Annotated in this window: 7 protein-coding genes and 1 pseudogene; 4 read left to right on the top strand and 4 right to left on the bottom strand. The window is 36.3% G+C overall.

Features of this window, described 5'->3' with window-relative positions; genetic code table 11:
• Positions 1 to 1071: 1071 nt before the first annotated feature.
• From ACP6PM_RS08800 to ACP6PM_RS08790, 3 genes and pseudogenes are all read left to right on the top strand, one after another.
• Positions 1072 to 2790 (top strand): iron uptake porin, encoded by a 1719-nt coding sequence (locus ACP6PM_RS08800; protein WP_426583736.1) that lies wholly within the window; start codon positions 1072 to 1074, stop codon positions 2788 to 2790.
• A 733-nt stretch (positions 2791 to 3523) separates the two neighbouring features.
• A pseudogene (locus ACP6PM_RS08795) lies at positions 3524 to 3796 on the top strand (IS200/IS605 family accessory protein TnpB-related protein); the annotation flags it as partial.
• A 1044-nt stretch (positions 3797 to 4840) separates the two neighbouring features.
• Positions 4841 to 6595, top strand: a complete 1755-nt coding sequence (locus ACP6PM_RS08790; protein ID WP_426583734.1) for an iron uptake porin — start codon at positions 4841 to 4843, stop codon at positions 6593 to 6595.
• Between the two features lie 393 nt (positions 6596 to 6988).
• Here ACP6PM_RS08790 and ACP6PM_RS08785 read toward each other — a convergent pair whose 3' ends face one another.
• The 3 genes from ACP6PM_RS08785 to bchM form a co-directional block, all read right to left on the bottom strand.
• Positions 6989 to 9079 (bottom strand): protein kinase domain-containing protein, encoded by a 2091-nt coding sequence (locus ACP6PM_RS08785; RefSeq protein ID WP_426583732.1) that lies wholly within the window; start codon positions 9077 to 9079, stop codon positions 6989 to 6991.
• Positions 9080 to 9234: 155 nt separating this feature from the next.
• On the bottom strand, positions 9235 to 9615 hold the full coding sequence (locus ACP6PM_RS08780; protein ID WP_426583730.1) for a DUF423 domain-containing protein: 381 nt from the start codon (positions 9613 to 9615) through the stop codon (positions 9235 to 9237).
• A 960-nt stretch (positions 9616 to 10575) separates the two neighbouring features.
• On the bottom strand, positions 10576 to 11262 hold the full coding sequence (gene bchM, locus ACP6PM_RS08775; protein WP_426583728.1) for a magnesium protoporphyrin IX methyltransferase: 687 nt from the start codon (positions 11260 to 11262) through the stop codon (positions 10576 to 10578).
• 212 nt (positions 11263 to 11474) lie between these two features.
• On the opposite strand from bchM, the gene ACP6PM_RS08770 reads away from it, so the two are divergent.
• Positions 11475 to 12569: a transporter substrate-binding domain-containing protein gene (locus ACP6PM_RS08770; protein ID WP_426583726.1), complete on the top strand. Its 1095-nt coding sequence runs from the start codon at positions 11475 to 11477 to the stop codon at positions 12567 to 12569.
• Positions 12570 to 13090: 521 nt separating this feature from the next.
• Here the strand turns inward: ACP6PM_RS08770 and ACP6PM_RS08765 are convergent.
• Positions 13091 to 13654: a type I restriction enzyme subunit R domain-containing protein gene (locus ACP6PM_RS08765; protein WP_426583724.1), complete on the bottom strand. Its 564-nt coding sequence runs from the start codon at positions 13652 to 13654 to the stop codon at positions 13091 to 13093.
• Positions 13655 to 14165: the final 511 nt, after the last annotated feature.

Genomic DNA, 14165 nt, shown 5'->3' with positions numbered 1-14165 from the left:
CACTCTATATATAGTACCCATGCCTAAATCCTGTTAATCGGCAAACCTTACTTAACAAAACAATGCTTTGAGAGTTAATTAGGACTTACACAAAGACCATGTATGTAGTGCTAAAAACTATAACGTTACAGTTTTTGCACTCTATATATAGTACCCATGCCTAAATCCTGTTAATCGGCAAACCTTACTTAATAAAACAATGCTTTGAGAGTTAATTAGGACTTACACAAAGACCATGTATATAGAGTGCAAAAACTATAACGTTACAGTTTTTGCACTCTATATATAGTACCCATACCTAATTCCTGTTAATCAGCAAACCCTACTTAACAAAAATTCAGAAACTGAAAAACGATTAAGTGGTTAAAAGCTGATGGTTAGATAAAATTGTTTTCTAATTTGCTTAATTATTTTAATTTCATATTTAACTACCAGTTTCTTCTAATATCCTTTCCTATATTCGTTTTTGGCTTGTTTTCTGAAAAAATACTCTGAAAATTTAGGTTGCAAATTATCAGATTAGGTGTAAAATTTGCGACGAGAGTGTAACTTTTTCTAATCAAGCAAAATCTAATTTCTGAAGTGAGATTTTAAACTCATCATCAAGAAATACAGTATATAGACAAATTAATTAAATTGTGATAAAGAGAAAGGAACAATGGTTGAGCAGTTTGTAAAGAAATTCTTACGTCTTCCTCAAAGGCTGGAAATTAAATTACAGCAACACTTAATCAGTAAACCAGTCTCTAAAACTGTCAAACTACTTTGGCAATAGTCCATTTAAAACTTAGAGCTTCGAAAAAAAATATTTGAGACTATCCACGATCTGTGTTTTTTTGTAAAGCAAAGAAATAACTGTAGTCTTAATTATTCTTCAAAAGCAGACTAATTTAAGTATAGATTTATTCAGTAACCCATATTCCATAATATGGTTAAACGATAAATCTAAAATCGTAGCCAAAATTTAGAATATGGTGGCAATTGAAAAAGTTTTAGTTAAGGTTATGTAAACCAAAGTAAAGTTGGGTATTACCTAGCTGTTTCCAAATTGGTGTGAGGATTGGTAAAAATATGACAAAACTTATCTGGAATACTTTTAAGCACAGTCCTAGTGTTTTGAGTGTGGCATTATTAATGGCAGGCTCGGCGATCGCTGCTGAGACTCCTTTACAAAATTTAGGAAGTGATGACAGTTCTGTAAATCAGAACTTAGTCCAAGGCACGATTGAGATAGCTCAAGTTTTTGATAGTCGTCCAATGCCAATGGATGACCCATCACTGGCACCAGTAGGGGTATCAGACTTGGAAGATGGAGAGTACATGGATCAGGTAACATCCGTGACTCAACTATCTGATGTACAACCTACTGACTGGGCTTTCCAAGCTCTACAATCCTTGGTAGAGCGTTATGGTTGTATTGCTGGTTATCCTGATGGGACTTATAAAGGAAATCGGGCGATGACCCGGTTTGAGTTTGCCGCAGGTTTGAATGCTTGTTTAGATAGAATCACAGAATTAATTGCTGCTGCAACTTCAGACCTAGTAACTAGGGAAGACTTGGCAGTTTTACAAAGACTACAAGAGGAGTTCGCTGCAGAATTAGCTGCTTTGCGGGGACGAGTTGATTCTCTGGAGGCCAGAACAGCAGAATTAGAGGCCAATCAGTTCTCTACTACAACAAAACTGAATGGTGAGGTATTGTTCTGGTTGAGCGATACCTGGGGAGAAAGAGCTGGAGGTCGTGGGACACCAAGGAGTGAAGATGATAGAACTGAGACCACTCTTGCCTATCGGGTTCGTTTAAACTTCGATACCAGTTTTACTGGGAAAGACCGTTTGAGAACTCGTTTACAAGCTCGTAATGTTCCAAATTATAGTGGTCGAAATTTGACGAATACTTTGATGACTCGTCTAGCTACTGACGATGATTTAGATGATGATTTTGAGCTACATAAGTTGGCCTATCGTTTTCCTTTGCTAGATGGTAAAGGTCAAATAGAGTTAGCGGCTAATGCCTATGGTATAGACGACTTTTTGGGAACTATTAATCCTTTGGAAAGTAGTGGTGCTGGTTCCATTTCAAGATTTGGGCGATTTAACCCTACTTTCTATCGTGCTCCTTCTGATGCAGGTTTTAAATTTGCCTATTCCTTCAGTGATGCAATTAAGGTGACAGTAGGTTATGCTGCACCAGATGCAGAAGATCCTCAAGAAGGTAGAGGTGTTTTTAATGGTGCTTTTAGTGGATTTGGCCAGGTTAGGATCGAGCCAAACGATCGGCTAGCTTTTCAAGCAGGTTATGTCCGTAGTTTCCATCCCAAAAGCGATGTGAACCTAACTGGCAGTACAGGTAGTTTTAACGCCAGAGACCCTTTTGATGGGACACGGACTAGCGCAGATAATGTCAACTTTGAAGCTCAATGGCTGGTTACTGATGGTTTTCAAGTAGGTGGTTGGTTCGGTGCTTCCTTTGCTCGTCCTGAAGATGACACTGATACAGATGATATCACTATTATTAATGGTGCCTTGACCTTAGCTTTCCCAGACCTACTTAAAGAAGGTAGCTTGGGAGGTATTATCGTTGGTGTACCACCAATTGTTACTGATGGTGGTGATGATGATTCTCTCAAAGACGATGATACTTCTATTCACATTGAGGTACTTTATCGCTTCCAAATGAATGACAATATTGCCATTACTCCTGGTTTATTTGTCATTACTAATCCTAATCACATTGAGGATAATGATACTCTCTGGGTTGGTACACTAAGGACTCAATTCAGATTCTAGATTTTTGGCTTGAGGGCAGAAAATTAAATAACATTTAGCCATCAACAATTTCTTGATTCTCAAAGCGTTGGCATTTATACCCGTAGTCTGCTGAACAGGATCGTCGGTATAAATGTCAATTAATCCCTTTGGTAAAGATATGGCTGCCAGGTTGGCTTTTCAACTCTGTGGAGTAATTCTAAGATATGGTTGAGCGAGTAAATATCAACATAGTCTGTTGATTGTTAGACTTAGGTTGAGTAATTTACCGAAAAATTGGGGTAAATGCCTCGCCCTTGTAGTGGACTGTTTCAACTAAAACAGTGTATTAGGGAGTAGGGTAGAGACGTTGCATGCAACGTCCCTACGGGAGAAAGATTGTTGTTGGGTTACCCTTACGGGATCTTGCTACGTCCCTCAATCCAACCTACATCTCTTGCAAAATTTAAGATGAAACAGTCTATGTAGATAGAAATAGCCTCTGAAAAATTGGAGTAAACCACAAAAAATTAACAAGTAGCAAGAGTGAATTTAGTGGTAAATAATTTAATAGCTGTAACTACAAATCAAATAAGAAATGCACCTTTTTTAATGAAAGCAGACCATTAAAAGCAATTCATTAATATGATTTTATAATAAACAGCGCTCTTGTTTACAATCTCAATTAAAAACTAACCAAAATAAAAGTAATTTTCATCCCTTAAAAAATTTAACTCACAAACTAAATCACAAACGAAACTTTCGAGTAGAAAATTATCTCCATATAGCCAGGAAAAGATTAATATATTGGTGTGTTAACCATAAAATATGTATATTAATTATAGGGTATAATCAGACTTGGAAACAAGAGATAAAATTAGGTAAAAAGAACAATGAAAAATTTGTGAATATCCCTCGTAATAGGTTAATAGAGATGTTAAAGTATAGAGCAAAACTAAGAGGAATAAAAGTAATAATTACAGAAGCATCTTATACATCTCAATCCAGCTTTTTAAATGGGGATGATCTACCAAAATATGGAGATTAAAAAAAGCCGAAATTTAGTCAAAAAAGAGTAACAAAATGGTTGTATAAAACAAGGAAAAATCAATTATTAAATACTGATGAATAGAATGGGTTATTTAACATTATTAAAAAAGTAATACCTGATCTCTTTAACCAAGCAATAAAGGATTTGCGGTTTAACCCTGTGGTGGTCGATCCACTTGCATTCAACTAACCTTTCAGATTTTTGAGTAAGTTTGAGTAAGTTTAGTTGAGCAGTTATATATTAGGTAGGGATTGATTATATTTTTTGAAATCCTCAGAATTTAGATTTAGTTTTTCTGCTTCTCTCCTGTCTTCTACCTATACCTTGTCATAAGGATAAATTTTAATACTAGCCTACTTACTTAGTATGGCACTACGAATTTAGTTCTTTGAGATGGCTAAATCCTGTTATCGGAGAGTTTCTACAAGAAAAACTCACTCCTCGATTAGTTGGAATTTTTATTTGAGTGGCTTTTGACTTTCACCTAGGACTATACTTAGGCTCTAAAAGGCAAGGTTTGAGACTCGTAATTTTTTTATTATTCTCTAAAATTGTATCAAAAATTTTAATATATCAAGATAGTTGCACTATGGTGCAAGAGATGCTAACGTGTCAGGTAAAAAAATATATTCTAGTATATCTAATTATCTAACCAAGAGTTTGGAGCTATTTGTGATGGATTTTAGATTTATATGTCCTGATTTAATTATTGTTAAACTCAAAGACTATGCTTAATGTATTTTTTTTGTGCTTGATAGGCTTCGTGCAAAAATACTAGGACTATTTTTATGTATGGAGCATGAATTCTATGTGCTTATGTCATACTATATTTCTTAGAGAATCAAGGAAATTCATCCTTTAAATAAATGGATGTAATTGTAAATAGCTATTTCAAAGTTAAACTTAGCTAATAGCACTAAAATTCTGTTAAAAAAATCAATTGGAACAATCAACAGTTCAATCTACTCTAAGCAGTAGGGTTGTTGATAAAGGGCAAAATAGTTTCCTAGTTTAATTAAAAGGTGTGAGGAGAGTATCGATATGACCAAAATAATCCTGAACGTTCTCAAGCAAACTCCTGGTGCGTTCAGTATAGCTGCCTTATTAATAGCTAATTCGGCTTTAGCTAATCAGGTTTCTGTAGAACAACTAGCTAATGCTCAAAATATCAATACAAATACAAATACAAATACTCAGTTACCTGTAGAGCCACAAAATGATACTGCTTCAGAACCGGAATTACCAGGAGATAGTCGGTTACAAAAACTGAAAGACCCCTCCCTAGAAATTCCAGGAACTGAATTAGAACAAGCTGACCCGATGGGACAAGTGACTTCTGTGTCTCAGTTGTCAGATGTACAACCTACTGATTGGGCTTTCCAAGCTCTGCAATCTCTGGTAGAACGTTATGGTTGTATTGTAGGTTATCCAGACGGTACTTACAAAGGTAATCGGGCAATGACCCGTTATGAGTTTGCAGCTGGTTTAAATGCTTGTTTAGATAGAATTACAGAGTTAATTGCTGCTGCAACTGCAGATTTAGTAACTCGTGATGATTTGGCGGTTCTGCAACGACTTCAAGAAGAGTTTGCTGTAGAATTAGCAGAGTTGCGTGGTCGTGTTGATGCTCTCGAAGCCAGAACAGCAGAACTTGAAGCTAATCAATTCTCTACAACTACTAAGCTGAATGGTGAAATTCTATTTTGGCTGACTGATACCTTTGGAGAACGAGCAGGAGCTCGTGGGACACCAAGAAGCGAAAACGATAGAACCGAAACTGCATTAGGTTATCGGGTTCGTTTAAACTTTGATACTAGCTTTACGGGTAAAGACCGCCTCAGAACTCGTTTACAAGCAAGAGATGTTCCTAACTGGAGTGGTCGGGATCTAACTAATACCCTAATGACCAGATTGGGTACCGATCAAAGCAATCCAGATGATACAGTGGTTCTAGATAATTTGGTCTATGAATTTCCAGTGCTAAACGAAAAAGGTATGGTGATGGTGGGTCTTAATTCTATAGACCTTGATGACTTTATGCCTGTACTGAATCCATTTCAGAGTAGTGGTTCGGGTTCTGTTTCGCGCTTTGGAAGATACAATCCAACCTTTTACCGCGGACCTGCGGATACAGGAATAAGTCTTCAATACGCCATTAACGATAAATTCCTAGTGACAGCAGGTTATGCAGCACCAGAATCGGAAGATCCTAGGGAAGGTAGAGGTTTATTTAATGGTTCATTTAGTGGTTTTGGTCAGGTCCTGGTTGAGCCAAACGAAAGTTTGGCTTTTAGTGTTGGTTATGTGCGCAACTACTTTATCAAGGATGATGTTAATTTAACTGGAAGTACGGGTAGTTTTACAGCAAGAGATCCTTTTGATGGTGTTCCCACGACTGCAGATCAACTAGGTTTTGAAGCTCAATGGAAGCTCAACGAGCATATCCAAATTGGTGGTTGGTTTGGTGCGACTTGGGCACGACCAGAAGAAAATAACAATGATGATGATGATATTACGATTATAAATGGCGCGTTGACCATAGCGTTTCCTGACTTGTTCAAGGATGGTAGTTTAGGGGGAATTCTTGTTGGTGTACCACCAATTATTACTGATGGTGGTGATGATGATGAGTTGAAAGACCCGGATACTTCGGTGCATATTGAGGTATTCTATCGCTATGCAGTGAATGATTTTATCGCGATTACTCCTGCTTTGTTTGTGATTACTAATCCTAATCACGATGAGGATAATGAGACTCTCTGGGTAGGTAGTGTTAGAACTCAATTTAGGTTCTAGAAAAGTAGGTTAATTAACTGCAAATAAAAGTAGGGTAAAGACATAATTTATTCTTTCCCTACTTTTTTGTTATTTAGGTGTGAGCTTACAAAAGTTTTCATATAGGTAGACCACAGTAGGGACTTTCCATGGAACGTCCCTACAAGGTTTTGGTTGTGACGTGAGGTCATCAATCTGAAAAGCGCTCTAAGGGATCAAAAAGCTGGCACTTTTTCTCTTTTGTCAAGTTTTATGTGCGCAGCGACTCTGCATTCTTCGGGTTTCCCTTCCCTCCGGTCTCGAAGGGAACGCCATATCCAATCGACCAAGAAAAGAAAATTCAGTATTTTCTTGTCTCCTTATGGCACGAGATACTGCTAACTGATAACTGATAACTGATAACTGATAACTGATTCAAGGCATTCGCCAAACTTTGATAGTTTGATCTACACTGCCACTCACTAAGGTTTTCCCATCGGGAGTAATAGCAAGACAACTTATTTGTTCCGCATGACCAAAAAATGTCTCTAATTTTTCTTCAGTAATTGTATTCCAAATAGTAATATTGTTACTACCACTAACTATTGTTTGGCTGTCAGTACTGAAAACCACAGCTTTAACTGCACTTGTACTTGGTGTAATTATACTTTCCTCTTCTCCTGTATATAAATCCCAGACTCTAATGGTTCCATCGTCACTCCCACTAGCTAAAGTTTGATTATTTGGACTGATGGCGATAGCATTAACTGCCTTGGTATGTCCTTCTAAAGTTTGTCTGCGAATACCTGTACTCAGATTCCACAGTCTAATAGTACCATCTTCACTTCCGCTAACTAAAATCGTCCCATCCCGGCTAAAAGCTAGAGCATTTACTCCATATTCCTTATCTGGTATGCGAGTAAGTATTCGACTACCTGTTGTGAGGTTCCACAACTTCATTAGTCGATCGCTCCCAACACTTGCTAATGTCTGTCCATCAGGACTAATGGCAACTGCATTTACTTGACCATCATGACCTGGAATATCTTTTGATAGTTTACCAGTTGTAAGATCCCATATTTTGATTGTTTGATCTGCACTGCCACTTACCAATATTTCACCATTAGGACTTATTGCCAGAGTAGTTACTCGATCTGCATGAGCATTTTCAATATTATTTCTTAGTTCCCCAGTCCTGAGGTTCCAAATTTTTATGGTACTTAAGCTACCACTAGCTAAAGTTTGACCATCTGGTGTCAGAGCGAGCGCATTTACTTCCCCTAGATAACCATTTAAGGTTTTTTCTAAAAATCGACTACTGTTTAAACCTCGCAACAAAAAAACTGGATGACTAGGAAATATTCCGTAGCGCCAAAAGCCATAAAACTGAGAAGTTGCCACTGCTAATAGCAACATTGTCAACCCTACTATTAGGTTATTTATAAACTTAATTCTTGACTTAATTTTTGACTTATTACTAGATATTTTTGTACTTGTTTTTGTTTTTAGTTTTGTCTTAACTTTATGCCTAGTTTGAGTTTTTTCTGTTGGTAGTTTTGTATTTTCCCTACTTGAACGACCTTGTTGAGCAGGATAAGAAATTCTAGAATCATTTCCTGGACTATTTTCTGTTTCTATGTCTGCCAGACACTGCAAAATCATCGTTGGATTTTGAGGTCTATTTCCGGGAAAAGGTGCCATTAAATAATCTATGACTTCTTTAAATTTTGTTGATATTTGAGGAGCATATTTATGCCATTGGAGTTTTCCAGAGCGTGGATTTTCTGGAAAAGCTGTTGGGGGTTTACCTGTTAATAAGTATACAAAAGTACGTCCTAAAGCAAAAAAATCTGATTGAGGTACAGCTTTACCATTAGTTTGCTCTGGAGCAGTATATCCGGGTGAGACAATGCCTGTAACATTTTGGCCTTGACCTACTTTCACCAAGTAGGTATCAGATACCTCTCTCACAGTGCCAAAGTCTATCAACACCAATTGGCCATTTTTCCTCCGCATAATATTGTGGGGCTTAATATCTCTATGGAAATAATTTTGCTGATGAACTTTGTCCAATATTTCCGATAATTGTGTTAGCCAATCCACTGCTTGAGTTTGATTTATTGGCCTATGGCGACGACTCTTCATCCAATCCATCAAATTGGAGCCGTCGATAAACTCCATTACCAGACAGTGTAGAGGATCTTCACTGTCTGCTGGGAAGAATGTAAAATAACCATCGTCTTCTATTTTAGGAATCCCAGGATTTCGTAAACTGATAAGTACCTGTGCTTCCTGTTGAAACAGAGAGATAGCTTTCGGATGACTTTTCAGTAATACTTTGAGAACTTTTTTTACCCCTTGATCTTCTACAAGATAAGTTTTGCCAAAACCTCCTCCCCCAAGAGGTTGGATAATACGATACCGATTTTGCAGGAGCAATTCAGAGCCACATTGGCAACAGGTACGTCTACCAGCATTTAATGGATCGGAGGGGTTGGGGCAATTGGGATTAAGGCAGTAACTCACAGAAGCCAGATACCCAGATTTGTATAGCTTTGCTTTATTACACTATAGCTTGAAGTGGTTTAATTTCACACTCTTACTACAATATTATTCATTTTTGCGGATTTTTTGAGTTTAATATAAGTATTTTTATAGAGATAGTCAAAACAATCTATTTTTTATAATTTTAAGTTCCAACCAGCGATCGCCATACAACTCCATCCTACTATAAATGCTACTCCGCCTATGGGTGTAATGGCTCCTAACCATTTTATCCCGGTTAGACTCAGAGCATATAAACTACCAGAAAAAATTGCTATTCCGGCAATAAAGGCATATCCAGCAATAACCATTAAAGATTTGGGTAGCTCTTCTATTGTTAATAAAAAGGCTACCATTAATAATGCTAAGGAATGATACATTTGTAGACGAGCGCCTGTCTGAAAAATATCTAGGGAGTATTGACTTAGCTTTTCTTTCAAAGCATGGGATGCGAAAGAACCAGCTACTACAGATAAACCTCCCAGCATAGATGCTATTACTAAAAAAATCTTAGTCATTATTTTTTCACTCTTTAATATAGTAATTAGACTTTCAGCTATGACCTATATCGCTACGCACAAGTTCAAAGTCAAAAGTCGAAAGTCAAAAATAATCCCTGACGAAGTTTGAGCATTTATAACTGGCCTAATAATAATGCGTAGTGCTATATTGTCTTTTTGATTTTTATCTCAGTTTTTGCCTTTCAAGTTTTATGTTGTAATTTATCAACATAAAAACTATTCTACAACTACTATTTTTATAAGCATTTAGCCATCAACTCTTAGCTCTCAGCTATTAAGCTCTTTATTTATTATCTTTGAAATAGGAAGTATAATTGAAATATTGAGCAAAAATCATCAAGTTACTCTCAAAGCAGATTAGCTAATCTTCCTAATTAATTAAAATGCTATTAGTGCATTATTATCTAGAAAAAGCTGACTGCTAATACTTAAATACTTACCTATTTTTTTATTTTAATTATTGATACTTTCTCAATATTTTTTCAGTTAAATTATTAAGTTACTAGACTCATAGTTTTCATATCCTTGTTACTATATTTCCTGAATTTTACTGATTTTATCGGTAAATTGCTATATATTTTTGGTTTACCGAGCCTCTAATTAAACCAAACTTTTTTTTACTAATTTTTGTTACTTACCGAAAAATAAAGGTTGAAAGCCTCTCCTGTCAAGGAGAAAAAGGCCGTCGTTTCGGCTGTCGCCAACATCAAAAGCGGAGCTTTCCGTAAGGATGGGATGGTGAGGTTTCCCGAAGAAAGCATAGCCGCTCCGCAATTCAAGTCGCTCCGCGTTTCGCTTTCCTACGGAATGCTAAAGCAAACGCGACATGAAAAACGCGCGTTGTGCGGAACGCTAAACGCCATATCCAATCGACCAAGAGAAGAAAAAAATTCCTTTTAACCAATCCTCTTCTTGAAAAGAAGAGGTAATTATTAATTATTAATTGTTAATTATTAATTATTGAAGAACAGCTTCTAGTAAACGAGAATAATAGAAACTGGTACTGGTCATTGCTTTTCTTTGGATTGAAAAACCATTACTTTCAATAATTTTGATAATATCCGTTTCCTGATGCTGATAAGCACGGGTCGTTTTGCTTGGACCAGGAAATAACTCTCCTACTTTTTTCAATATAGTTAAAGCTAAAGTTTTTGGTGCAAAGCTAATAATTAACCGTGACTCGGCGAGAGATATTAAATGATTAATCATAGCTGCAACTTGGTCTTGGGGATAATGTATCAAAACATCTAAACAAACAACTGTATGATACTTACCACTTAAAGCTTCTAAGTCTTGAGCCACAAAATTAACATTATCTATACTGATTAAACTAGATTTGGCACGCTCATATGCCTCGGATACCATTTTTTCTGAGATATCACTACCATAAATAACTGCTCCAGCTTTAGCTAAGGGAATACTCAAACTACCAACCCCACAACCAGCATCACATATTGATAACCCTGATAAATTATTATCTGCTTGTAGCCAACTGAGAACGGTATCAACTGTTTGCTGATGTCCTTTCCTAATATCTAACTGTACCTTGTTTACTTGACCGTCTCCATAAATTCTGCGCCATCGGTCAAAACCAGTTGAATTAAAATACTCCCTGACAATAGTTTTATCGTCTGTTTTTATCATTTCTCTACTTAATGTTATAGTAATTCTCAAGTATGTTTACAAAGATTTATAGTCTATCAGAGTCAGCTTTGATATGGCCAATTACTAATAAACAGCCCATCAGCCCATCAATCAATAGGATACTAGGAACTTGACTTGATTATTATGCCTTACTTCGGGGCAAAAAAAATTGTTACCATTAAAATTTTGATTCCCCAACTCAGTTCTGAGAAATGCTCAACAGACTAAAGTTATTGACTTTTCTTACTATAAGCTGTATAATTTACCTTCCTTTACCAGCCCAGGCCGAAAAGTTGCGAGTTGGTGTAGCTGGATCGCCTCCTTTTATAATTAAGGATAATTCTTTTAAAGGTATTAGTGTTGATATTTGGCAAGAACTAGCTTTATCCGAAAAACTAGAATACGAATTTATTCCACAAGATAGTCTAGCTAGTAGTATTGATAGTATTAAGAAAAGAGAACTAGATATTGTTATTGGGCCAATAAGTATAACTTCTGATCGCTTAGAAAAAGTTGCTTTTACTCAACCCTACTTTCTCGCCAATATTGGTTTGTTAATTACTGCTGAGAGACCTACTGTCTTGAGTAGAATTAGACCTTTTTTTGGCCTGGCCTTTATTTCTTCAGTTTGTTTGTTAATAGTTCTATTATTTATAGTGGGTAATCTTCTGTGGTTAGCTGAAAGACGGCGCAACACAGAACAATTTCCTCAAGATTATTGGCATGGAGTGGGCAATGGTATGTGGTTTGCTGTGGTAACTTTAACCACAGTGGGATATGGCGATCGCACTCCAATTACAAAAACTGGGCGTATTATTGCTGGGGTATGGATGATTTTGACAACGGTTACAGTTTCTTCTCTGACTGCTGGCATAGCTACTACTTTAACTCTTTCTTTGTCTAATCAAAGATTTGTAGAGTTTAGTTTTCCTGAAGATATTAAGGATGCTAGAATTGCTATAGTTAAAGGTTCTACTGGGGAAAAATGGGCAGAGTTTTATGGAGCGCGTATTAGTCAGACTCAGACTTTGATAGATGCAATTAATTTATTGAAGTTAGATAAGGTGGATGGTGTGGTTTTTGATGTTCCTGCTCTTAAATATTATTTACATAATCATCCTAAAGAGCGCTTGAAGTTGTCTCCAGTTTATTTTGCCAGTGAAGCTTATGGTTTTATCGTCTCTCCTGATAGCCTTTTTCTCAACAATCTTGATATTAAACTTTTAGAAATGCACGAAAATGGCAGGATTAAAGAGATAGAGTCTAAGTGGTTATCTAATTCTAAGAGTAAGGGAGTAAGGGAGTAGGGGAGTAGAGGAGTAGGGGAGGAGTAAAAAAGAAGTAGATATAGAGATTTGGCCACAGATGTACGGATAGTATTTAGTATTATAGACATAATTGGGGCTTGCTGATTAACTATCAAAGAATTTACAGCAGATTTCGGATAAATGAGGTACAGGGTAAATGGTGAAAATCTTGTAGTGCGGGCATCTTGCCCGCGATAGGTGCACCTCATAACAAAGGAAAGCGCTGTAGATAGCACTACACAAATAGGTTAGGACATTTCTAAATCCTGAAACCCTTTGACAGTTTACTGTTCCCAGTTAAGTGTTCCCTATTCCCTCTTCAAGTAGCACTATATATAAAGGTTTTAGCCTTTTTTTGTCTTGAAAAAGTACCAGGTTTTTAGCTCTTCATGCTCAAAAAGTTAGGATTTTGGGCAAGAGTTGGGAGGAATTTTTAAGGGACAACGCTGACTCGTATCTCCTCTATAATTCTTATTTCTCCTGACTCCTGACTCCTGACTCCTGACTCCTAATTTTACCACTCATACTTTTTCAGCAAACCCTAATTGTTTTTTTAGCAGTTTGTCTACATACATCGTATGTAACAACGGTTCGTCAAAACCAGTTTGATATTTATTTGCCACAATTAAAAATATATATTTATCCTCTTTAAAAGCTTCTGAAATCTTATTTCCAGAAAAACCATTCATGGAAGACTCATCTTCCTTTTTTCCGTCTATTTTCTTACTGCTAGAAAAAGCAACAAGACTTTGATACTCAGAATTTATTTTGCTCAAATATTTGTCAAAAGCTAATTTATAATAAATTGCAGTTTTAATACTATTAATAACAACCATCGCTTTAGCTTTTCCATTAATTTTCCCCTGAGTAATTATCTTTGACACAAAATGATCGATCATCACTTCTGCCTTTTTAGTAATACTCTCTGGATGATATTCCACATATCTTTTTAATCGCTTTTTTGCTTGCTTAATATAAAATTTTGGGTCGTCTATAATTTTTTTCTCTAACCGACAATAGGTTTTGTAGGTCGTATAATTCTGCAAAACATCTAGAATAAATCCTTCCTCAATTGCCTGTTTCATCTTTCAGTAATGTCGGAAGTCATATTTTTTAAAGTTAGAAGTCAGAAGTCAGAAGTTTTTTTGAAGTTAGAAGTTTTTTTTCGTTAAATGTAGGTTGGGTTGAGGTACGTTAGCGGAGCTTATCCGTAGTCGTATATATATAGATGTGGGAAAATTTCAGTCTGGTAGAAAAAGGGGAAACTCCAGATTTATCTATTTAACAAAACTGGAAAATTTCGAGTCATATATATATAGATTATATAGATTTCGGCAAATTTACCTCTGGTTGAGAAAAGGGAAACTCCAGATTTATCTATTTAGCAAAACTGGAAAATTTCGAGTCATATATATATGTCGGAAAATTTACCTCTGGTGGAGAAACGAGCAATTCTGCATTTATCAATTTAGCAAAAGTGCAAAATTCAGGAGTCGTGTCTATATTACGTCGGAAAATTTACCTCTGGTGGAGAAACGAGAAATTCTGCATTTATCAATTTAGCAAAAGTGCAAAATTCAGGAGTCGTGTCTATAT

Origin of the sequence: Dapis brunnea BLCC-M229 (assembly GCF_050015995.1) — a bacterium.
Lineage (GTDB): Bacteria > Cyanobacteriota > Cyanobacteriia > Cyanobacteriales > Microcoleaceae > Trichodesmium.
The sequence above is the reverse complement of the archived record's forward strand: the minus strand, read 5'-3'. Positions and strand labels throughout refer to the sequence as shown.

What these genes read in the sequence shown, in the direction of transcription:
- ACP6PM_RS08800 (WP_426583736.1), top strand. Translation starts at nt 1,072, where the DNA reads ATGACAAAACTTATCTGGAATACTTTTAAGCACAGTCCTAGTGTTTTG.
- ACP6PM_RS08790 (WP_426583734.1), top strand. Translation starts at nt 4,841, where the DNA reads ATGACCAAAATAATCCTGAACGTTCTCAAGCAAACTCCTGGTGCGTTC.
- ACP6PM_RS08780 (WP_426583730.1), bottom strand. Translation starts at nt 9,615, where the DNA reads ATGACTAAGATTTTTTTAGTAATAGCATCTATGCTGGGAGGTTTATCT.
- bchM (WP_426583728.1), bottom strand. Translation starts at nt 11,262, where the DNA reads ATGATAAAAACAGACGATAAAACTATTGTCAGGGAGTATTTTAATTCA.
- ACP6PM_RS08770 (WP_426583726.1), top strand. Translation starts at nt 11,475, where the DNA reads ATGCTCAACAGACTAAAGTTATTGACTTTTCTTACTATAAGCTGTATA.
- ACP6PM_RS08765 (WP_426583724.1), bottom strand. Translation starts at nt 13,654, where the DNA reads ATGAAACAGGCAATTGAGGAAGGATTTATTCTAGATGTTTTGCAGAAT.